This window comes from Candidatus Avelusimicrobium faecicola (assembly GCA_900540405.1).
Classification (GTDB): Bacteria; Elusimicrobiota; Elusimicrobia; order Elusimicrobiales; family Elusimicrobiaceae; genus Avelusimicrobium; species Avelusimicrobium faecicola.
The window spans coordinates 1-22254 of sequence record UQFW01000008.1; the positions used below are offsets into that span (position 1 = coordinate 1).

Annotated in this window: 18 protein-coding genes and 1 pseudogene; 11 read left to right on the forward strand and 8 right to left on the reverse strand. The window is 52.2% G+C overall.

Annotated elements, in window-relative coordinates; genetic code table 11:
- On the reverse strand, nucleotides 1–2094 hold a 2094-nt coding region (locus tag ACQY18_RS01520), incomplete at its 3' end, for a PD-(D/E)XK nuclease family protein (protein WP_428038581.1).
- 78 nt (nucleotides 2095–2172) lie between these two features.
- Between ACQY18_RS01520 and ACQY18_RS01525 the strand changes: the two genes are divergently transcribed.
- Nucleotides 2173–2628: a SixA phosphatase family protein gene (locus tag ACQY18_RS01525; RefSeq protein WP_428038582.1), complete on the forward strand. Its 456-nt coding sequence runs from the start codon at nucleotides 2173–2175 to the stop codon at nucleotides 2626–2628.
- A gap of 2 nt (nucleotides 2629–2630) precedes the next feature.
- Nucleotides 2631–3410, forward strand: coding sequence for an undecaprenyl-diphosphate phosphatase (locus ACQY18_RS01530; protein ID WP_428038583.1), 780 nt, complete (start codon nucleotides 2631–2633; stop codon nucleotides 3408–3410).
- 68 nt (nucleotides 3411–3478) lie between these two features.
- Here the strand turns inward: ACQY18_RS01530 and proC are convergent, their stop codons facing one another.
- Genes proC through ACQY18_RS01565 form a run of 7 tightly spaced genes read right to left on the reverse strand, consistent with a single transcriptional unit; the run spans nucleotide 3479 to nucleotide 9901 of the window.
- Nucleotides 3479–4273: a pyrroline-5-carboxylate reductase gene (proC, locus tag ACQY18_RS01535; protein WP_428038584.1), complete on the reverse strand. Its 795-nt coding sequence runs from the start codon at nucleotides 4271–4273 to the stop codon at nucleotides 3479–3481.
- 1 nt (nucleotide 4274) lies between these two features.
- Nucleotides 4275–5591 carry a glutamate-5-semialdehyde dehydrogenase gene (locus tag ACQY18_RS01540; RefSeq protein ID WP_428038585.1) on the reverse strand — a complete coding sequence of 439 codons (1317 nt, stop codon included), beginning with the start codon at nucleotides 5589–5591 and terminating at the stop codon, nucleotides 4275–4277.
- An 8-nt stretch (nucleotides 5592–5599) separates the two neighbouring features.
- Nucleotides 5600–6745 (reverse strand): glutamate 5-kinase, encoded by a 1146-nt coding sequence (gene proB / locus ACQY18_RS01545; RefSeq protein WP_176777960.1) that lies wholly within the window; start codon nucleotides 6743–6745, stop codon nucleotides 5600–5602.
- 42 nt (nucleotides 6746–6787) lie between these two features.
- Nucleotides 6788–7534 (reverse strand): PD-(D/E)XK nuclease family protein, encoded by a 747-nt coding sequence (locus ACQY18_RS01550; RefSeq protein WP_176777961.1) that lies wholly within the window; start codon nucleotides 7532–7534, stop codon nucleotides 6788–6790.
- Nucleotides 7535–7540: 6 nt separating this feature from the next.
- Nucleotides 7541–8128: a 16S rRNA (guanine(966)-N(2))-methyltransferase RsmD gene (gene rsmD, locus ACQY18_RS01555; RefSeq protein ID WP_176777962.1), complete on the reverse strand. Its 588-nt coding sequence runs from the start codon at nucleotides 8126–8128 to the stop codon at nucleotides 7541–7543.
- A 20-nt stretch (nucleotides 8129–8148) separates the two neighbouring features.
- The gene (locus ACQY18_RS01560; protein WP_176777963.1) at nucleotides 8149–8793 is read right to left on the reverse strand and encodes a response regulator; all 645 of its coding nucleotides are present in this window, start codon (nucleotides 8791–8793) and stop codon (nucleotides 8149–8151) included.
- Complete coding sequence (locus ACQY18_RS01565; RefSeq protein WP_428038586.1) at nucleotides 8786–9901, reverse strand: ATP-binding protein; 1116 nt, start codon at nucleotides 9899–9901, stop codon at nucleotides 8786–8788. The genes ACQY18_RS01560 and ACQY18_RS01565 overlap by 8 nt, the downstream gene beginning before the upstream one ends.
- Before the next feature lie 128 nt (nucleotides 9902–10029).
- Between ACQY18_RS01565 and ACQY18_RS01570 the strand changes: the two genes are divergently transcribed.
- The 9 genes and pseudogenes from ACQY18_RS01570 (at nucleotide 10030) to ACQY18_RS01610 (ending at nucleotide 22213) form a co-directional block, all read left to right on the forward strand.
- Nucleotides 10030–12156, forward strand: a complete 2127-nt coding sequence (locus ACQY18_RS01570; RefSeq protein WP_428038587.1) for a penicillin-binding protein 1A — start codon at nucleotides 10030–10032, stop codon at nucleotides 12154–12156.
- A gap of 5 nt (nucleotides 12157–12161) precedes the next feature.
- On the forward strand, nucleotides 12162–15317 hold the full coding sequence (locus ACQY18_RS01575) for a transcription-repair coupling factor (RefSeq protein ID WP_428038588.1): 3156 nt from the start codon (nucleotides 12162–12164) through the stop codon (nucleotides 15315–15317).
- A 7-nt stretch (nucleotides 15318–15324) separates the two neighbouring features.
- Nucleotides 15325–16173, forward strand: a complete 849-nt coding sequence (locus tag ACQY18_RS01580; protein WP_428038589.1) for a peptidylprolyl isomerase — start codon at nucleotides 15325–15327, stop codon at nucleotides 16171–16173.
- A complete protein-coding gene (locus ACQY18_RS01585; protein ID WP_428038590.1) occupies nucleotides 16157–17335 on the forward strand; it encodes a peptidylprolyl isomerase in 1179 nt (392 codons plus the stop codon). The genes ACQY18_RS01580 and ACQY18_RS01585 overlap by 17 nt, the downstream gene beginning before the upstream one ends.
- 68 nt (nucleotides 17336–17403) lie before the next feature.
- On the forward strand, nucleotides 17404–18327 hold the full coding sequence (gene pdxA / locus ACQY18_RS01590) for a 4-hydroxythreonine-4-phosphate dehydrogenase PdxA (RefSeq protein WP_428038591.1): 924 nt from the start codon (nucleotides 17404–17406) through the stop codon (nucleotides 18325–18327).
- Nucleotides 18328–18370: 43 nt separating this feature from the next.
- Nucleotides 18371–19075, forward strand: a complete 705-nt coding sequence (locus ACQY18_RS01595; protein ID WP_176777970.1) for a biotin--[acetyl-CoA-carboxylase] ligase — start codon at nucleotides 18371–18373, stop codon at nucleotides 19073–19075.
- Nucleotides 19072–19314: an OadG family protein gene (locus tag ACQY18_RS01600; protein ID WP_428038592.1), complete on the forward strand. Its 243-nt coding sequence runs from the start codon at nucleotides 19072–19074 to the stop codon at nucleotides 19312–19314. Before ACQY18_RS01595 ends, ACQY18_RS01600 begins: the two co-directional genes overlap by 4 nt.
- A 15-nt stretch (nucleotides 19315–19329) precedes the next feature.
- Nucleotides 19330–21067, forward strand: a pseudogene (locus tag ACQY18_RS01605) (biotin/lipoyl-containing protein).
- Between the two features lie 9 nt (nucleotides 21068–21076).
- Nucleotides 21077–22213, forward strand: coding sequence for a sodium ion-translocating decarboxylase subunit beta (locus ACQY18_RS01610; protein WP_428038593.1), 1137 nt, complete (start codon nucleotides 21077–21079; stop codon nucleotides 22211–22213).
- Nucleotides 22214–22254: the final 41 nt, after the last annotated feature.

A 22254-nucleotide genomic window follows, 5' to 3' on the forward strand; every position in this document is an offset into this window, starting at 1 on the left:
GGCAATTTGCCCGTCATAGGCGGTAGGCACGCCGAAAGCCGCTAAATTTTTAACAGCCGTTAAAGAGCGTTCCAACGCCGCCGTAAGCAGGCCGCTTGTCTGGTAGCGCTCTTTGCGCCGGGGCGCCGGGGCCAGAGCGATGCGGGTAGATAATTCCTTGGGGGTTAAATAACGCACGGGAATTTCCGCCAACCGTTTGGCTACCCGCCCGCTTATTTCCGTCCACGCGGCGGACTTTGGCGTTAAACAAGCCGCACGCGCCATTTCCACAAAATACAGCGAAGGAATTTTCGGCGTACCGGAATCATCCGCACTTTGACAGCAAACAAACAATTTTTCGCCGGCAGAGGCGGCCAATATATAAAAGAGCAGTTTTTCTTCTTCCAGCCGGGCGCGGGTGAGGTTGAGCCAAAAGCCCAAGCCGTCACGCAAGCGGGCGCGGAAATAGTCTTTCAGCACCGGGTCTTCCGGCACGATTCGCGGGAAGGATTTTTCGTTAAGGCCCAATAAAAAGACCACCTTAAATTGCAACCCGCGCGCCCCCAGTGCGTCCGTAAACACCACGCCGCCCGGCACATGAACCGTTTTAGGCAGGCGCAAGTCATTCAGGGCGGACATTAAATCCGGCGTAAACTCGTTAGGGCGGGCCTGTTCCCGCACGCAACGGCGGCGCTTAAAACAATCCACGCACGCCAACACCTGGCGCAAAATTTCGTTTTCCTGCGGGGTGAGCGTTTCTTGGGCGATATTTTCCTGCAAAAATTCTTGCGCCAGGTCGCATAGTGTGCCCCAGTCCAGCGGTTGGTCTAACTGCTCCAAACGGTTTTTGCAATTTTCCAACCAACTTAAAAAAGCGGGGTCATAATGTTTGGTTTGGGGCGTGATTAAATCCGTCCATTGGGAATAATCCCGGCAGGCCAAAGAGGCATTAATTAAATACCGCCAATTATTTTTACGGCTGAAATAAGGCGAGGTGACCACCGCAAGCACCGTTTCCCGCGCAAAATTATTAGCCGCCAACCCAAACAGATTTAAGCAGAAAATCCCCAGCGGGGTGGAAAGTAGCGGAATTTCCACCGCGGCATCCAGCGCAATTTTGTTTTGCCCAAAGACGGAAAAAATTTCGTCCCGGTATTCTTCCGTACCGCGGGCAAACACGGCAATATCACTAAATTTATAGCCGTCTTCTTCCACCAGTTTTAAGATTTGCTTGGCCGCAAAAAACACTTCCCCGCGCACCCCGGGCGCTTGCACCATACGCAAGGCCGGGCACGCGGCCGAATGTCCGGGCACAAACAGGGCCTCCCGCGCCGCGCCCAACGCGCCGGATTTGGCGGGAAGTTCCTGCTTGTCTTGGGCAGGCTGATAGATACTTGCAAAAAATTTTTCCGCAAATGCAAAGCCGGGGGTTTTTTCGTACGGGGCAAAAACCGTCACCGGATAATACTGCGCGATGCGGGTAAACAGCTCCAACTGGCGCCCGGTCATATCATAAAACCCATAAAAAACCACCTGCGCAAAAGCCTGTAAATAAGCGGAATGTTCCACCCGCTCCAACGCGGACTTAAAAAACGCCGCATACGAACGGTACCCCGGCACGCGCCCCATGGCTTGCAGGTACGCGGCGTATACGTCACAAAGCCACAAAAGGTGGGCGCGGTCAGCCTCTACCCGCGGGTCCGCCGCGGTGGAAACATATTCCCGCAATACTTCCGGCTCCGCCAGGGAATCCCCCAAATCCCGCAACGAATTTTTTAAGGCTTTAATAAACCCGCGCCCCGGCGCATAACGGTTGAGCTGCGGGCGGGCAAGCAATTCGCGCAAAATAAAATCGTGCAAATCGTCATTGGGCAGTAATTTTGGTTGCGGCGTTTCCGCTTCCGCATCCAGCTCTTTTAAGAGCCGCCCGAAAGAAACAAAACGCACGTTCCCCAGTGCCCCGTAGCGCAAGGCCAACGCGCGTTTCAACCGGGCCGAAACCCGGTCCGACGGACAAACCGCCAAAATACGCTCCGTGGCCGAGGAGCGCTCCTCCCCCGCCAGGTGCAAAAAAGCATCTTCCAACGCCGGATAGTTTGCAAATTTAAGCCGCATAAAATGATATATTAATAGATAGAATAGATTTTTATTATTTATTTACATTATGGCATTTTTAAGGAACTTTTACACCCCATGAAAACACTTATTTTAATCCGTCACGCCAACGCGCTTTCCTGCTTGGAAGCCCGCGTTCAAAAGGATTTTGACCGTCCTTTATCCCCGCAAGGGGAACAAAAAGCCGCACTCACCGCGCAAAAACTACTCCGCTTGGACTTAAACCCCGGTCTAGTTTTGCATAGCCCGCTTAAAAGGGCCGCACAAACGGCGCAAATCATTACGCAAACCGTACCCGCCGCCTTGGAAGCCTGCACCGAGCTAAACGGCCTGCACGACGACCGCGACGTGTGCGAATTTTTGGCCGGGCGTATGCAAGAGGCCACTTGTTTGGCCGCCGTGGGGCACAACCCCAACATTGCGTTTGTACTGCATTTGTTCACCAAACAAACCAGACATTTTGCGCCGGGCTCTTTTGCGGTGCTGAATTTTGACGACCCCCACCACCCGCAGTTGGTGCAATTTGAGGAATAACCATGACTATTTTTGATGCTGTTTTATTAGGGCTTGTTCAAGCATTGGGCGAATTTTTACCCATTTCCAGTTCCGCCCATTTGGTACTGCTGCCGTATTTGCGCGGGCAACAGTATCAGGGTTTGGCCTTTGATGTAATGCTCCACGCGGCCACCTTACTGGCGGTGCTTTTATATTTTGGCAAAGACTGGTACCGCTTAATTAAAGACGGCCTGTTCCGCCCGAAAGAGCCGCAAGGGCGCCTGCTTTGGTATTTGGTCCTGGCCACCGTTCCAGCGGGCATAGCCGGCCTTGCTTTGGGGGATTGGGCCGAAAACGTATTTAGAAACCCGCTGTTAATTGCCACCTGTTTAATTGTGTTTGCCGCGGTTTTATGGTGGGCCGACCGGAAAGCCGGCAAAAACGTGGTGGAAGTCCTCACGCTGAAAAACGCGCTTGTTATCGGTTGTGCGCAGGCGCTTGCCATTTTGCCGGGGGTATCGCGCAGTGGCATTACCATTACGGCGGCCCTGTTTTTGGGGTTGTCGCGCAGTTATAGCGCCAAAGTATCCTTTTTGCTTTCCACGCCCGTTATCGGCGGGGCGGCGCTACTGGAACTCCACCATTTAACCCCGGCTGATTTGAATGCGCCGCTGTGCTGGGGGTTTATCAGCGCGTTTTTAGGCGCGCTTTGCGTGATTGGCTTTTTGATGAAGTACATAAAAACCCATTCTTTTGCGGTGTTTGTAATTTACCGCATTGTACTGGGGTTATTTATTATCGGGTTTTTCTTGTATCATTAATACCGCCGCAAACACCAAACGGGGCCTGCCCAAAAGCAGACCCCGTTTTTTAGTGCCTAAAAAACCTTTTATTTGGCAACCGCTTTGGCTTTGTTCACGGTGGCGGCAATGGTATCCGTCAGAATTTTTTGCATATCCGAGGCGCGCATTACGTCCATCCCCGCCGCCGTACATCCGCCGGGAGTGGCTACCTTTTGGGCCAATTCTGCGGCCGGGAGCCCGGTGCTTTCCAACATTTTAGCCGCGCCGATAACCGTTTGCAACGCCAGCGCGGCCGATTGTTCTTCCGGCAAGCCTTGCGCCGCGCCCGCTTTGGCAAACGCATCCACAAACGCATATACAAAGGCCGGGCCGGAGCCGGAAACGGCGGTGGCGGCATCAAAAAGCGGCAACGAAATTTCAAACGTTTTGCCCAAACCGTCAAACAGTGCCATTACTTCCCGGCGGGTCCGCTTGGGGGTTTCTTGGGCAAAGTGGAACAGCGTGACCCCTTCCCCCAACGCAAGTGGCGTATTGGGCATAATGCGGATAACAGGCCACGACGGCAACACCTGTTGGATTTTTTCCACACTCCACCCCAACGCCATGGAAATAAGCGGTTTGGCCGGAGTGCCGCAAGCCGCTATTTGCTGTAAAACAGCCGCCACTTGGGCCGGTTTTACCGCCAGAAACAGCCAGTTGGCTTCCCGGATGACGCGCACGTTATCCGTGCCCGCCGTAATGCCCAGCTCCGCCTGCAAACGCGCGGCGGACTGTTCCGTATGCACGCCGGCTAAAATATCCTCTTTCGGGTAGCCTTTGCTCAGTAGCCCGCGAATGATAGCACCGCCCATTTCTCCGGCGCCGATAAATCCGATTTTCATATTATTTTGCCTCTTTTAATAAGTTTTTATGTGTAAAAGGTTTGGCGTGGGGGCCCACATAATCGGCCACCACCTGCCCGTTGCCGCACAAACGGTATTTATAAATCGTCAGCCCCACAAGCCCCACCGGGCCGCGTGCGTGCGTTTTGGCGGTGCTGATACCCACTTCCGCCCCGAAACCGTAGCGGTAGCCGTCCGCAAACCGGGTGGAGGCGTTCCAGTACACCCCGGCGGAATCCACCGCCGACAAAAAATACTGCGCGCGCGCTTCGTCTTGCGTTAAAATGGCGTCCGTATGGTGGGAGCCCCATTGGTTAATGTGCCGCACGGCCTGCTGTACCTGGGGTACGGAACAAACGGAAATATCCAAACTGCCGTATTCCGTATGCCAATTTAATTCCGGCGTATATATACACCCGGGGAAGCGCGTTTTTTGGCTTTCCAAAGCGTGTATTTTTACTCCGGCGCCTTGCAGAGCCGCCAATAAACGGTTGACGTTTTCCTGCGGCCAAGCCTCATCCACCAGTAAAGTTTCCACCGTGTTGCACGCGGCCGGATACTGCGTTTTGGCATCCACGCACACGCGCAATGCCATCTCCGGCGCGGCATCCGGCGCGATATAAATATGGCATACGCCGTCCGCATGGCCCAATACCGGGATGTTGGTATTTTCTTTTACATATTTAACCAGCGCATTCCCGCCGCGCGGAATGACTAAATCAATCAGGCCGTCCTGCTGTAAAAGTTCGGCCGCTTCTTGGCGCGAGCTGACAAAATTAAGCGCATTTTCCGGCCAACCGCCCGGCAGAGCCGCCAGGGCTTCCTGCAAAATTTTCAAGAACGCTTCGTTCGTGCGCACGGCTTCCCGCCCGCCTTTTAGAATAACCGCGTTGCCGGATTTAACCGCCAAGGCGGCAATTTGCGGCAAAACGTCGGGCCGGGCCTCAAAAATAACCAATAAAACCCCTAACGGACAGCTGATTTTTTTAAGCGTTAAGCCGTCGTCCAATTCCGTGGCCGCCAACACCTGCCCCACCGGGTCCGGCAGAGCCATTAACTCCCGCATGCCGTGCGTGACGGCGTGCAACTTGTTTTCGTCCAGTTTCAAGCGGGCCAGTAAGGCCGGTTTTAAGGTACCGCGTTGGGCGGCTTCTTGCGCCTCTTGCACATCCAAACGGTTGGCGGCGTATAATTCCTGCGCGCGGGTTTCCACGGCGTGCGCCATGGCCGCCAGGGCCGCGTTTTTCTGCGCGGACGTCAACAACGCCAGTTGCGTGGAGGCGGCTTTGGCTTTTCGGGCCAGTTCTTGCATATTCATTTTTATCCTCACAGCACTACAATATTATCGCGGTGGATGACTTCATCATAATTTTTGCCGCCGAGTTTTTTGGCAATTTCTTCGCTTTGGCAGCCTAAAATTTTAGCGCAATCCCCGCTGGAATAATTAACCATCCCTTTGGCAAATTCTACGCCGGATTCATCAAAAATGCCGATAATATCCCCCACGTTAAATTCCCCGGCCACGCCGGTCATTCCGGCCGCCAGCAGGCTGGCCCCTTTTTGCGTAAGGGCCTTAAAAGCACCGCTGTTGACCGTCACGCCGCCCGTCATATTGGTAGAATACGCAATCCACACTTTTTTACCGGGCAAATCCGCCACCGGCTTAAACAACGTGCCTTCAAATTCGTCCGTGAACACCCGGCCTAACGCCCCCGGCTTTTTACCGTTGGCAATCACCATGGCGCACCCGGCATGGGTGGCCACTTTGGCGGCTTCCAACTTGGTACGCATTCCGCCGCGCCCCCGTTTGGAAGCGCCGCCCGCCGCGGCTTCAATTTCCGGCGTCACTTGTTTGACTTCCGTAATCAGTTTGGCATTTTTATCTTTACGCGGGTCCGCATTGTATAAGCCGTTAATGTCGGACAAAATAACCAACAAATCCGCATCCAGGCCGCCGGCCACCAGGGCGGAAAGTTTGTCGTTATCGCTAAAACAAACCTTCACGCCGTTTTGTTTGTAGGCGCGCAGTTCGTTGGTGGAAACGGTATCGTTTTGGTTGATAATCGGCACTACGCCTAGCTCCAACAGGCGCGAAAGCGTATCGCGCAAACTTAAATACCGCGGGCGGATGGAAAAATCGTCTTCCGTCAGCAACACCTGCGCCGTGGTAAGGCCCAACGCGGCAAAGCCGTCTTCGTAAAATTTCATCAACCGGCATTGGCCTACGGCCGCGCACGCTTGTTTAATGGATACCAAATCCGGCATTTCTTTCAGGCCCAAACGCTGGGCCCCCAACCCTACTGCCCCGCTGGTAATAACAATAATTTCCTTTCCTTTGGCTTTCAGGCGGGCCATATCTTCCATAAATGCGTAAATGCGTGATAATGCTAATCCGCCTTCATCCGCGGTTAAAACATTGGTTCCAAACTTAAAAACAATCCGTTTTGCGTTTTTGATTAATTCCTGCACCATAATTCCTCTAAAGTGAAAAGCCCGCTGTAAGCAGGCTTTGTTTTAAGCGTTTTGCGTGTTTTGTTCCTGCGCTTTCAAAGCCGAATGTTCGCACCGGGTATTGAAAGGGCACTCCGGGCAATGCGCGCAGTTGGGCTCAAAATCGTTCACTTCTATTTTTTTGCCAACCTCAATAAAGGTATTTAAGATTTTTTCCTCGTCAAAGTCTTCAAACGGCACACTGGCGGTTTTGCCGTAAGCCACAAAATACAGCGTGGCGCGGCCGTTTTTTAAGCCCCACGCACGCCGCGCGCCCACGGCATAAATGCCCAGTTGCAAGGAGTCTTTTACCTCTTGGGTAAAATCTATATCCGTGCCGGTTTTATAGTCAATTACTTCCCAAGAGCCGTCCGGCCATTTATCAATGCGGTCTATTTTGCCGCGGAACGTCCACGGTTTTTGCTCAAAAATAAATTCCCGCTCCGTGGAGTCCACCGTTGTTTTGCGTTCATATTCGCGCTGGGCGTAGGCTTCCAACATTTTTTTGCCTTTTAAGTACCACTCCATTTGCTCGCCCGCGCTGGCATATCCGGCCCCCAACCAACAATCATCATAATAAGATAACAGTTCGGACGGGTCATTACTTTCTTTATGGTATGCCTCCAACGCGCGGTGAATGGACACCCCGAGAGAAGACGCCGGCACCAGGCCCTCGCGCTTGCCCTCTATATATTTTAATTTATAGAGGACCGGGCACTCCTGGTAGGTTTTGATTTTGGAAAAATTTAATTCGTATACATCACTATACATAAGGGGCTAATCCTGTTTGGTTTTGGCGCGGAAAAAGTGTACCAGGGTATCGCCGTATTTTTCTTGGCGGTACATTTCAAACACGTCCGGGATGGCAAACTGTTCGGTTTTATGGGTTTGCAAAATCACAATACCGTTGGGAGCCAATAGCCGCGCATCCGCCACGTTTTTGAGGGCCGGTTCCGAAAGGGCCAGCATTTTATTGTTTTGGTCCCGGTACGGCGGCCCCATAAAAATAATATCATAGCCGTCGTTATCGCTATACGGCATTAGCCAATCCAGCGGGCGCAGTACATCCCCTTTCAGCACTTTGGCGCGGTCCTCAAACCCCAAATGCGCCAAGTTGCGGTGGATATTTTTAATACAGGCGCCTTCCCTATCCACCATAACGGTTTTTAAGGCCCCGCGGGAAAGTGCCTCTAAAGACACGTTGCCCGTTCCGGCAAATAAATCCAACATTTTGGCCGCCGTAATGCGCGGGCGCAAAATATCAAACAGGGATTGTTTTATCCGGTCCGAAATCGGCTTTACGGGCAAATTTTTAGACACGGAAAAGATACGCCGCCCGCGGGCGGTTCCGGCAATAATACGCATAGATAAAAGACCTTCCTTATTTACAGTTGTGCAATACCTTCTTTAATAGCAAAGCGCACCAAATCCGCTTGTTTATGTATGGCCAATTTTTTCATAATGTTGTTGCGGTGGACGTGAATGGTATTCAAAGACAAATTGAACGTTTTGGCAATTTGTTTGCTGCTGTACCCTTCCGCAATCAGTTGCAAGACTTCTTTTTCTTTGGGGGTAAGCCCGGTAGCATCCCGCTTGCGGGTGGACGTTTTGCCCAAAAAGCCTTGCACAATATATTTGGATACTTTACTGCATAAATAAAAGCGCCCGGCGGCAACTTCATGTATGGCTTCCACAATTTCGTCCGCGGTAGATACCTTTACAATAAAGCCTTTGGCCCCGGCTTTTAAGGATTTTTCCACCGCTATACGGTCATCATACATACTAAGCATAATCACTTTGGCTTCCGGCTTGGCTTTTATCAGGCGTTGGGTAGCTTCCACCCCGTTCAAAACAGGCATAGAAATATCCACCACATATACATCCGCATCATTGGTTTCGGCCCAAGTGACGAGTTCTTGCCCGTTGCCCACTTCTCCCACTACTTCCAAATCCTTACCTTTCCGTTCCAAAACGGCTTTTACGCCGTCGCGTACAATTACGTGGTCATCTGCTAACAGAATTTTAATCATGTTCTTTTCTCCCCCCGTACACGACACGCGGACACGTGACGGTAATAACCGTGCCGCAGCCCGGTTTACTGGTTATTTTGAAGGTTCCGCCCAAACAGGCGGCACTGTCCCTCATGGCCAAGAGCCCCACCTGCCGGATGGAACGCTGACGCGGCGGCTCAAAACCCACGCCGTCGTCTTCCAACCGCACAGTGGCAGTCTTTTCCGTTTTACGCAGCAATAGTTTAACAAGTTTGGCATGCGCGTGTTTTGCTACGTTATTAAGCCCCTCCTGAATCACGCGGTACAGCATAATACATGCGTTTTCAGCAACGGGCAAGTCCGTCTGATAATCTAACTCCAATTCGTGTTTCACGCCGGTAAGCGCAGTAAAATTTTCCAATAATTCCCGGGCGGCGCCTTCCAGCCCCAAGTCTTCCAAATGGGGCGGGCGCATACTGACAATAATGTTCTTCACCCGTTCTATGGTGTTTTTTATTTGGCCGTCCAACTGGGCAATATCTTTTAATGCCTGCTTTTTATTGCCCGAAGACACGCTGTCTTTTACCAAAGATAATAAAGAGGTCAACACCACCGCAGACGTGCCGATTTCATCATGGAGTGCTTTGGATATATCCCGCTTTTCTTCTTCCCGCGCGGCTAATAACATTTGGGCAAAAGTGCGCCCGCTGGGCTCTTTGAGTAGCGGCCCCACCAGGGCTTCCCGGCCGTGCGCGCTAATATCGCGCACCAACCCCAAAATATTGGCCACGCGGCCGGAATCATCAAACAAAGGCACCAGCGCCGTTTGATAATACAGGGTTTTACCGTTAGAATCGGCACTCCACGCATACCGCACCGGCTGGCCTTGCAACGCCTGCTTGAACGCCTTGCCGTGTACGGCGGAGGCATCTTTCCCGTCCATCCGTACCGAAAACCCTTCCGCACCGCCAAACATAAACACTTTTTTGGTTTCCGGGTTGGCCACATAAATCAAATCATACCCATACGCTTGCGCGCTTTGGGCGGCGCAAACGGTGGTAGGATTATGAACATATAAAGCGGTTTCCCCACACTGTGCTTGGCACGAATACAGACAACCGGGTTCTTTTTCTTTCTTGCAAGACATAAAATCCCCTAGTACAGTATATTAGGATTCTACTATTTTTTAGCCAACTTTTGCCACCAAAAAACGGTTATTTTACAGGCAAAATCATACGCGGCGCACAGGAGCCAAGTTTGATATAATGAGAAGATATGAAAAAATCTTTCAAAAAAATTATTTTTACTAAACTTTTTTTATTCAGCGTTTTAGGCGCGCTTTTTGTGTTTATCTTGGGCGGCGCAATTTTTATGCGGTATATTTTTGCCGGCTTGCCCCCGGTGTATGAATTGGAAGAATACACCCCCTCTTTAACCAGTAAAGTATACGACCGCAACCAAAAACTGATTCATGAATTTTCTATTGAAAAGCGCAGTATGGTGCCGCTGGCGGACATTCCCGTAGACTTACAAAATGCCGTAGTAGCCATGGAAGACCGCGAATTTTTTGAACACGCCGGGCTTTCGTTTAAGGGTATTTTCCGCGCGCTCTTGCATGACGCCGCCACGGGCCGCGCCAAACAGGGGGCCTCCACACTTACGCAACAGCTTTCGCGCGGGGTTTTTCTGTCGCAGGAAAAAAAGCTCATCCGCAAAATACGCGAAGCCATTTTGGCCGTTCAAATTGAACACCAGTTCAGCAAGCCGGAAATTTTACAGCTTTACCTGAACCAAATTTATTTGGGCGAGGGAGCCTATGGGGTCAAGGCTGCCGCCAAACGCTATTTTAATAAAGATTTGGATACCCTCACCACCGGCGAGGCGGCCCTCATTGTGGGGCTCATTCCCGCGCCGGGCCGTTATAATCCGTTTGCCAACCCCAAACTGGCCGAACAGCGCCGCAATTTGGTTTTGCAAGTGATGAAAGAGCAGGGCTACATCAAGCAGGAAGAATTGGAAGAAGCCAAAAAAGAGCCCATGCCCACCCGCCAAACCGCCGCCGAAAACAAACCCGGCCTGTATTTTATTGAGCATATCCGCCGCATACTGGAGCCCAAATACGGCACGGAAACTTTATGGAAAGGCGGCCTAAACATTTACACAACCGTAGATATTGACCAACAGACGTTGGCGGAAAACATTATGAACGAACGCCTGCAAAAGTTGGACGAACAGGTAGCCAAAGGGCTCGGCATAGAAATTGACCCCAACGACGCCGAGGCCGAAACCGCCACGGAAGAAGACGGCACATTAACCGACCCTCAAGCGGATTACCCCCGCCTGCAAGGGGCGTTTATGGTGCGGGACGTAAAAACCGGGGCCGTGCGCGTGCTGATAGGCGGGCGCGGTTTTGACGAAAGCAAATTCAACCGTGCCACCCAGGCCAAACGCCAGCCGGGCTCCTCGTTCAAACCGTATGTTTGGATGGCCGCCCTGCAAAAAAAATACACCCCCGCCACCCTGGTAAAAGACCTGCCCACCATGTTTTATAACGACGGGCGCAACTGGCGCACCTTCAACGAAATGTCCGATTTATATTCGTTAGACCTGGCCTCCCAACCGTTTATTTCTTCCAAAGATTTTAACGTGTGGGTTCCCAAAAACTACGGGGGACGTAATGACGGCTGGATTACACTGCGCAAAGGGTTGGAAAAATCCAAAAACCTGGTGGCCGTCAACCTGATTGATGCCGTAGGCGTGCCGGAAGTGGTGCGCGTGGCCCGCAAAGCGGGTATAACGTCCGCCCTGCCCCGCGTGCCGGCCCTGGCGTTGGGCGTAAGCGTGCTGACGATGGACGAACATTTGGCCGCCCTGTCCACTTTTGCCAACGCGGGGATTCATACCGATAATTACTATGTGGAACGCGTGGAAGATGCCAACGGCCGCGTGCTTGAAAAACACGTTTCCGTGGAAGACGCGGCGTTTTCTCCGCAAAATTCTTATTTGTTAATTAATATGATGAAAGGCGTAGTCCAACGCGGTAGCGGCACCGCCGCGGCGCGGTTAGGCCGCCCGATAGCCGGCAAAACCGGCACCACCCAAAGCCACCGCGATATGTGGTTTGTAGGCATGACCCCGCACACCGCGGCCGCCGCCTGGATGGGCTATGACGACGACACCTCGCACGAAAATGGCGCCCGCTTTACCGGCAGTACCGCCGCCCGGTGGTGGACGGACATTATGGAGCAAGTCTTAAAAAACGAGGCCAAGGACGATTTTGCCGTGCCGGAAGGCATTTCTTTTGCGTACATCAACCCGGCTACCGGCAAACTGGCCATGCCCACGGAGCGCAATAAATTCTGGGAAGCTTTTATAAAAGGAACGGAACCTAAAAGCTATTAACCGTTATGAATAAGGAACAAACTTCTTTTCCCCCGGTATTTTACGGGCTGCCCAATGCGGCGGCCCGTGCGTACTTTGTGTGCCAACATTTTTTAACCCAAGGCAAAAACGTCGTTTGGGTGCGCAAAAGCGAGGAAGATTCCGCCGCGTTTGAAGCCGCCGCCCACACCTTTGCGCCCCAAAATGTGCGCATTATTTCCATGCCGGAAGCCACGGCGGGCCGTATGGCGGCGCTCTACCGGCTCACCCAAAAGGGCGGCCCCTTTTTAATCAGCCTGTCCGCACAGGATTTATCCGCCTTATACCCGGACGAACAGGAATTTCAGCGCCGCCTGCTATGTTTAGAGCGCGGGGGCACGTTGCGCCGCCAAGATTTACTGGATGCATTGGAAAACGCCGGCTACCAACGGGAAGATTACACCGAAGCCCCCGGCCAGTATGCCGTGCGCGGCAGTGTGGTGGATATTTTCTGCCCGGATAAAGAACGCCCCCTGCGGCTTTATTTTTCCGGCCATAAAATTGAGTCCATGGCGGAGTTTGATTTGGACACCCAAAACACGCGGGAAGGCATCGCCCGGGCCGTCATTATCCCCTTGCGTTTTGAGCATTTAACCGCGCCGCTTCAGCCGTATACGCCCCAAGCCGTGTATGTGTTTGAGGAGCCGGAGCGGGAAACGGATTTTGCGCCGTACCCGCAAGCGGCGGTGGTGTCTTTACTGCCTAGCGCAGGCGCAACGGATTGCGGTTTGCAAGCCGGCCTGCGCTTTGGGGCCGATTGGAAATTGTTGGAGCGGGAGGCGCAAAATTTACAGCGCCGCGGGCTCCACCTAACCGTTTGTTGCTTAAACCGCGGGGAACTGGACCGCTTGAGCGAAATTTTCCGCGATTACCCCGCGCTATCTAAAACACCGCTCCAAATTTCTCCGCTCACCCAAGGGTTTACCTGTCCGGCGGAAAAATTCGCGCTGATTACTTCCTGCGAAATTTTAGACCGCCGTTATGATGCGGCCGCCGTTATTAAACATTTTGACGTGGAAGGCGCCAAGCGCGTGCGGTTCAAAGAGCTGGCCCCCGGCGATTACGTCGTCCACCAAAACCACGGCATTGGCAAATACCTGGGGCTAGAGCTAATGGATAAAGACGAAAACCCCACCGATTGCCTGATTATAGAATACCGCCGGGGCAGTAAATTATATGTGCCCATGTATGACTTCAAAAAAGTACAAAAATACATCGGGGCCGGCGGCAAAATCCCGGCGCTTTCCGCCCTGGGCGGTTTAGCCTGGCGGGAAGTAAAACAGCGCGTAAAAGAAGACGCCCAAAAAACCGCTAAAGAAATTTTACAGTTGGAAGCCCGCCGCCAAGCCACCCAGGCCCCCCTTACCCCCGGTGACCCGCGCATAGAACAGGAATTTGCCGATTCCTTCCCCTATACGCTGACCCCCGGCCAAAGCCAAGCCATAGAAGAAGTTTTGCGGGATTTGACATTATCCAAACCCATGGACCGCGTACTGGTGGGGGATGTGGGGTTTGGCAAGACGGAAGTGGCCATGCGGGCCGCCCTGCGGGTGGCGCTATCCGGCAAGCAAACCATGGTATTGGTCCCTACTACCATTTTGGCAGACCAACATTACAAAACTTTCAGTAAACGCATGGCGGGGTTCCCTGTCACGGTGCGGATGTTATGCCGTTTCCAAAGCCCCAAAGAACAAAAACAGGTGGTGCAGGAAATTAAAAACGGCGTATGTGATATTATCATCGGCACGCACCGCCTGATGAGCAAAGATATTTCTTTTAAGGATTTGGGCCTGGTAATTATTGACGAAGAACACCGCTTCGGCGTCAAGCAAAAAGAAAAAATCAAAGCCAAAAGCGCCGGCGTGCATACTTTAATGTTAAGCGCAACGCCCATTCCGCGCACCTTAAACCAATCGCTTTCCAGCCTGCGGGATATTTCTTTAATAGATACGCCGCCCCGGGGGCGCACGCCCATTAAAACCGTCGTCACCGCGTGGAATAACGAGCTTGCCTCCGCCGCCATTACGCAAGAATTGGCCCGCGGCGGACAAGTATATTATGTATATAACAGCGTGCAAAGTATGCAAAGCCGCTACCTGTTCTTAAAAAAACTGGTTCCGCAGGCGCGTATTTGTATGGCGCACGGCCAAATGGACGAAAAAGAATTAGAGCAAACCCTTTGGGATTTTAACAACGGCAAGTATGATATTCTGCTGGCCTCCACCATTATAGAATCCGGCATAGACATCACCAACGCCAACACGCTGATTGTGGAAAACGCCCAAAACTTCGGTTTGGCCCAACTGTACCAATTACGCGGGCGAATCGGGCGCGGCAGTGCCAAAGCGTATTGCTATTTATTCCACCCGGATTGGCTGTTCAAAAAAACGGCCCCGGCCGAAGAAACGTCGTTTAACCAACTGGCCGCCGTGGCCTGGAAACCCAAACAGGAAAAAGACCCCACCGAAGAAGCCAAAAAACGCTTGGCCGCCTTAATGGAATTTGGGGATTTGGGAAGCGGGTTTAAGCTTGCCTTGCGGGATATGGAAATCCGCGGCGCCGGGGAATTATTAGGCGTTAAACAGCATGGGTATGTAAACGAGGTTGGCTTGAGTTTATATTGTGATTTGGTGGCTAACGAAGTCAAAAAACTCAAGGGGCTTCCCGTCAAGCGGGAGTTGCGCGCCACCGTCAATTTGCCCCTGGCGGCGTTTATCCCGCCGGATTACCTGCCCGACGACGCGGAACGCTTAAAATATTATAAGGAGCTAATGGGCGCGGACGAAGCCAAAACCCAACAAATTTTAGTGCGCCTGGCCGATTTGTGCGGCCCGGTTCCGCAGGAAATAAAAAATTTAACGCGAGTATTTGCTCTTTCCGCACAGGCGGGCGCCTTGCAAATACAGCATATAGAATCTGCCCCCGGGCGTTTGGAATTTTCTTTCTCGCGGGATTTCCAAATGCCGCCCGACTTTCCCGCGCGCCTGTTTGCGCAGTACGGGGCAGAGCATATTGAATTTTTGAAATCCAACTCCGGCGACGGTATCCGCCTGTTGCTGTCCGACACGCAGGATATGCCCGCCGCGGCAGAACAGGCCCTAGCCTTTTTTAAGGCCGTTTTTGCCCATACTAAAATGGTATAGTATTATTATGCGCCAACACATTATTTATTTACTGGCGGCGGGGCTTTGTTTGGCCGCCTGCCAATCCAAACCGGCGGACGAAACGTCCCCCAAACCCGCCGCGCCCGCTAACGTAGCGGCCAAAGTGGGGCCTGTATCCATTACGGAACAAGAGGTAAACGACCGCTTGGCCCTGGTGGATGAAGACGACCGCGAATTTGCCCAAACCCCCATCGGGCGCCAAAACTTTATCAATATTTTAGTACGCGAAAAACTGTCCGAACTGGCCGCCAAAGAGGCCGGGGTGGATAGTTCCGACACTTACCTTTCCGCGTTGGAAGACAAGCGCAACCAACTGAAAGAAATTTATGATGATTTTGCCAAACAAACCTTGGTGCGCCTGTGGGAACAACAACTGGAAGATTCCGGCAAATTGGCGGTATCGGACGAAGAAATCAGCGACTATTACAAAAAATATCCGTATGAAATGACCATTAAACAAATTATCATTTCCAACGCCCAAACGGCCGACCAGGTACTGCGCACCTTAAAAGGTTCCCCCTCGCGCTGGAAAGAAATGGAGCGCCAGTATTCCGTTTCCCCCCAAATGGCGCGCGGGAAAGAATTTTCTTTTATGCCGGGGGAATTTCTGCCGGAAATTGAAGTAATTGCCGCCAATAGCGCCAGCGGCAGTGTGCAAGGTTTTATCAAAACCGCGCAAGGATTTCATATAATAATGAAGACCAAAGAAAAACGCCTTTCTTTGAAAGATGCCGCCCCGCGCATACGGGCCATTCTGCAAGCACAAAAGGAAGACGCGGTATTAAACTCTTTGAAAAACAAATATGAGGTGGCAGTATATGAAAAAAATGAATAAATTAGCTTTACTGGCCTTGGCCCTCACAGTAGGGGTAGGAGTGCAGGCCAAAGTGATGGAATCGTCGGTAGCTACGGTAAACGGGCGGCCGGTTTTAAGCTCGGAATATGACTCGTACCTGTCCGGCGTGGTAGAACAGTATAAAGTAGCCGCGCCGCAAATTTTGCAGCAGCCGTACGCGCAAGATGTGCTGGGCCGGGAAGTATTAAAAGAGCTTATTTCCAAAGAGCTTTTGTACCAAGCCGCAGACGAAGCCAAAATTCAAGTAAAAGACAGCGATATTGATGCCGGCATTAACGAAATTAAAGCCCGCTTTATGGTGGACGAAAAAACCGGCAAAGAAGACCCCAAAGGGGCCGATAAACGCTTTTCCGAAGCGCTCAAAAAGCAACACATGAGCTTAAAAACGTATAAGGAAAAAATCAAAAAAGATATTGCCGTGCGCAAACTGGTGGAACAACGCATTACCACCACGGTTAAACCGGTGGAAGAAGCAGACGTAAAAGCGTTGTATAGCGACGTGGAAACCTGCTTAAAAGGCAACACCAAAAAAATGAAAGCGTTGGAACAAAAAGACCCGGCCCGGTTTAAGGAAGCCATGGCGATTGCCGCCAAGCTCAAACAGCTTACGGCCGAGCAAGTGCGTATCGGGCACATTTATTTGGCCGTCACCAAAGATATGAAGCCCGAAGAAGTAAAAGCCAAAGAAGAAACCGCCAAAAAAATTAAAAAAGAATTGGACGGCGGCAAAGAATTTTCCACCGCGGTTAAGGAATATACCGAGGACAAAGCGGCCCTGGCCAGCGGCGGGGATATGATTTTAATTAAAGGGATTGCCCCCAAAGCGTTAGACCAACAGGCGTTTTCTCTGCCGGTGGGTGAAGTAAGCGCGCCGATTAAAACGGACGTGGGTTTCCACATCATTAAAATTAAAGAAAAACGCGCCGAAAAACAAATCGGTTATGACGATATTAAGCGGGATTTGGCCCAATACCTGGCCCAACAAAAAATCCAAACCACGTTGGCCGCTTATATCGGCGAATTGTACGATAAAGCAGACGTAAAAATTACCAAAACGTTTGAATCGGACAAACTGCTGGAAGAAGCCGCCAAAGCAGACGAAGCCGCTAAAAAAGAATCGTCTAAAGAAAGCAAAAAATAAATCAGCGTATTAAATTTATACAATAAAGGGAGAAGATTTATTCTCCCTTTATTTTTTTAGGAGTATTTATGAAACCCGTTTTAGCCGTCACCGCCGGGGACCCGCTGGGTATCGGGCCGGAAGTGACCGTAAAAGCCTTGCAAGACCCCGCCGTCCGGGCCGCCGCCCGCTTTATAGTGGTGGGGGAGCCGTCCACCTTATACGCGGCCGGATTTACGGATGATTTAGCCGCCTTACTGCCGGTGGAACATCCGCAAGCGGCGCTTAACGCCCCGCACGCGCCGTGTTCCTGGGCGGGGGAAGTATCTTTTAAGGCGTTGCAAACGGCCTGCAAACTGACGGCCGGAAAAAAGGCGCAAGCGTTAGTGACGGCCCCCATTTCCAAACAAAGTTGGGCGTTGGCCGGGGTGGAATTTACCGGGCATACGGAATTTTTACGCCGCTATTACGGGCCGGAGGCGCTCATGATGTTTATTAGCGGCCCCCTGCGATGTGCGCTAGTCAGCGAGCATTTTGCGCTGGCGGATTTGCCGCGCATTTTAACCCAAGCGCGCATAACGCACACCGCGCGCCAATTTGCCGCGGCCTTACAACGCTTACACTTGGAAAACCCGCAAATAGCCGTTAGCGCGCTCAACCCGCACGCGGGCGATAACGGCCGTTTCGGGCAAGAGGAAAACACCGTGTTGGCCCCGGCCATTAAAACCTTACAGCAAGAAGGGCTTTCCATTACCGGGCCGTATCCCATAGACAGCCTGTGGCTAGCCCACACCCGGGGGAAATTTGACGGCCTGTTGTGCTTGTATCACGACCAAGCCTTGCTCGGCTTAAAACTGGCCGCGCGGGAACCGATTGTGCATATTACCGCCGGATTACAGTTTTTGCGGGTTTCCCCCACGCACGGCACCGCTTTTGATATTGCGGGGCAGAACCGGGCGGACCCGGGCAGTATGAAAGCCGCCCTTTTGTTTGCCGCCGCGCACGCCCGGTAAAATTTAAGCCACAGACAGGGCCCTTTTTTGTTAGAATGAGAGTATGAACCCGGTTTTGCATTTCCCCGTCTTAAATTCTACCAATGCTTACGCCAAAACACACGCGCAGGAACTGGCAGACGGAACTGTTGTCTGTGCCGACGAGCAAACCGCCGGGCGGGGCCGTTTTGACCGGGTGTGGGTTTCCCAACCGGGCGGGCTGTATTTTTCCCTTTTATTAAAACCGCAACAAACCGCTTATTTACAAAATTTAACCCAACTGATGGCCGTAAGCGTTTGCCAGGCCGTGCGGGAACTGGGGGCGGATGCGCACTTAAAATGGCCCAATGATGTACTGGTAAACGAACAAAAAATTTGCGGTATTTTAAGCGAGGCCGTATTAAAACAAAACCGTTTTTATGCCCTGGTGTTGGGCGTGGGGATTAATGTGAACCAAAACTCCCTGCCGGATGTGGGGCGCCCGGCGGCCACCCTAAAAAACTTGGGTATTCCGGCCGATAAATCCGCCCTGTTGAACCGCGTTTTAACCCTTTTTAATGCCCGCTTAAAAAATGCCTTAACGCAAGGCTTTGCCGCGTTTGCGGCGGATTACAAAAATTGGTTTCCCTATTTGGGCAAAACCGTTTCTATTACTAATGGCGGCCAAAAACTTTTTGGCGTGGCCGAAAACATTTCTTCCGCGGGTACTCTGGTAGTAAAAATGCCGGAGGGCTTGCGGGAATTTTCAATAGGAGACATGAACGCATGAATCTTGCAGAAAGCACGTCCCTGATGGACAGCGTGAACTTAACGCTAATCGGCATGAGTGTTGTGTTTGTATTTCTCATTCTGCTGGTTTTTGTTATGAAAGCGCTGGGGTGGTTGGTTAAAGTGCTTGAAAAATACTTCCCCCAACCTGTGCCTGCCGCGGCCGCCACGGCCGTACGCGCAGATAACGCGGCCATAGCTATTGCCATTGCCGCCGCCAAAAGACTTACCGGAAAATAAGAGGAAACAAAAAGAATGAAGAAAGTTAATTTTATGCTCACCGCCTTCCGTGACGGCTTCCAATCCGCCTACGGGGCGCGCGTGCTGACTAAGGATTTTATGCCGGCGGTGGAAGCCGCCCGCCTTGTTCTTTTACTGCAACGAAAACGCCTTTGATATGATGGACACCTTCCGCAAAACCGCCGGGCCGGATGCCAACCTGCAAACCCTCGCCCGCGGTGTAAACGTGGTAGGCTTGGAAAGCCAATCTTCGGACGTGATTAAAGCCCATGCCCAACTGTTCAAAAAACACGGCACCACCACCATCCGCAACTTTGACGCCTTAAACGACGTAAATAACCTGATTTATTCCGGTAAATGTATTGTAGAAGCCGGCCTCAAGCACGAAATTACCGTCACCATGATGTCCCTGGCCCCGGGTTGGGATACCACCGGCACCATCCACACCCCGGAATTTTACGAAAAAGTCTTGCGCAAAATTTTAGATTCCGGCGTTCCGTTTGACTCCGTCTGCTTCAAAGATGCCTCCGGCACTGCTACCCCGGCCACCGTGGGCCGCACGATTGCCATTGCGCGCAAAATGCTCCCGCAAGGCACCAAAATTGCGTTCCATACGCACGAAACGGCCGGCAACTCTATTGCTTGCTGCTTGGAAGCCATCCACGCAGGCGCAGACCAGTTGGACCTTTCCTTCCAACCTGTTTCCGGCGGTACCTGCCAGCCCGACGTGCTGACCATGTGGCACGCCTTGCGCGGTACGGATTACACCTTGGATATTGACCCGCACAAAATAAGAGAAGCCGAAAACGTATTTCAAGAATGTATGAGCAAATACGAATCCTTGGGCGAAGCGGGCCGCGTACTGCCGATTATTCCGTTCTCCCCCTTGCCGGGCGGCGCGCTGACGGCCAATACGCAAATGATGCGCGATAACGGCACCTTCAACCGCTTCCCCGAAGTGGTGGAAGCCATGGGCGAATGTGTAAAACTGGGCGGTTTCGGCACGTCCGTCACGCCGGTTTCCCAATTTTACATCCAACAGGCGTATACCAACGTTATGCAAGGCGCCTGGAAAAAAATTACCCCCGGCTACGGCAAAATGGTGTTAGGCTATTTTGGTAAAACCCCGGTGGAGCCGGACCCGATGGTTGTAAAAGCCGCCAGCGAACAACTGGGCTTGGAACCCACCGCCAAAACCCCGCTTGAAATTAACGATGCGGACCCCAAAAAAGGCTTAAAACCCGCTATTGAAAAACTCAAAGCCGCCGGCCTGCCGGTGACGGACGAAAACGCGTTTATTGTGGCTACCTGCGCCGATAAAGGCATTACCTTCTTAAAAGGCGAAGCCAAAGTAAACGGCATCCGCTGGGCCAAACAAAAACAAGACGCCAACGCGCCTGTTTGCGTAAACGTAAACGGCACGGCCTATCAGGTGGAATTTGACGGCGATAACGCCGCGGTCGTCAACGGGAAACGCTACGATATTTCCTTGGGCAAAGCGGCTCCGGCCGCCAAAGCCGCCGCTAAACCGGCCTCCGGCGCGGCGGACACCATTAATGCTCCCGTCCCCGGCGCTATTTTGCGCTTTAGCGTAAAAGACGGCGACACGGTGAAAGAAGGCCAGGAAATTTTGGTCATGGAAGCTATGAAAATGGAAACTTCCGTCAACGCCCCCAAAGCGGGTACGGTGACTTTCTTGGTAAAACAAGGCGACCAAGTACAAACCGGCCACCCGGTAGCGCAAATTCAATAGGAGAGAAAAATGGAAATTTCCAAACTATTGGAAGCTACGGCACTTTACGCCGTCACTTGGCAACAAATCGTCATGATTGCCGTGTGCTTGTTCCTGCTGTGGTTGGGCATTAAAAAGCAATTTGAACCGCTTTTGCTGGTACCTATTGCTTTTGGCGGGTTGTTGTCCAATATCCCGGTGGCCGATATTGCCGCCCCCGGCAACTTTTTGGGCATTATTTTTAATGCGGGCATTAACACGGGCCTGTTTCCGTTGTTTATCTTTATGGCCGTAGGCGCCATGACGGACTTCGGCCCGCTCATCGCCAACCCGAAAATGGCCCTTTTGGGCGGTGCCGCGCAGTTTGGTATTTTTGCCACGCTGATTGGCGCTATTGCCATGAACGGTATGCACGTTGAAGGCTTGGGCTACACGTTGCGCCAAGCGGCTTCTATCGGCATTATCGGCGGGGCAGACGGCCCGACGGCTATATTCTTAACCTCGCGCCTGGCGCCCGAATTATTAGGCGCTATTGCCGTAGCGGCGTATTCCTATATGGCGTTGGTGCCGATAATCCAACCGCCCATTATGAAACTGCTGACCACGGATGCAGAACGCAAAATCAAAATGCAACAGCTTCGCCCCGTTTCCAAACGGGAAAAAATCCTGTTCCCCATTGTTTTGCTTTTGCTCTGCGCGTTCTTGTTGCCGGATGCCGCGCCCTTAATCGGTGCGCTTACGTTTGGCAACCTGGTTAAAGAATCCGGCGTGGCGGAACGGCTTTCCAAAACGCTCCAAAACGAGTTTTGCAACATTGTCACCATTTTGCTGGGTTTGGCCGTAGGCTCCAAATTGCAGGCCAAATTGTTCCTTACGCCGCAAACCTTGGGCATTTTGGTACTGGGCGTTATTGCGTTTTCCATTGCCACCGCTTCCGGCGTGTTAATGGCTAAACTGATGAACTGCTTTAGCAAAACCAAAGTCAACCCGCTGATTGGTTCCGCCGGGGTGTCCGCCGTGCCTATGGCGGCCCGCGTTTCCAACAAAGTGGGGCAAGAATATGACAAGAACAACTACCTGCTTATGCACGCCATGGGGCCCAATGTGGCCGGCGTAATCGGCAGTGCGGTTGCGGCCGGTATCTTACTGGCTTTCTTGGGCAAATAATTTTACCCAAACGCAAAAATCCCCGCCAAACGGCGGGGATT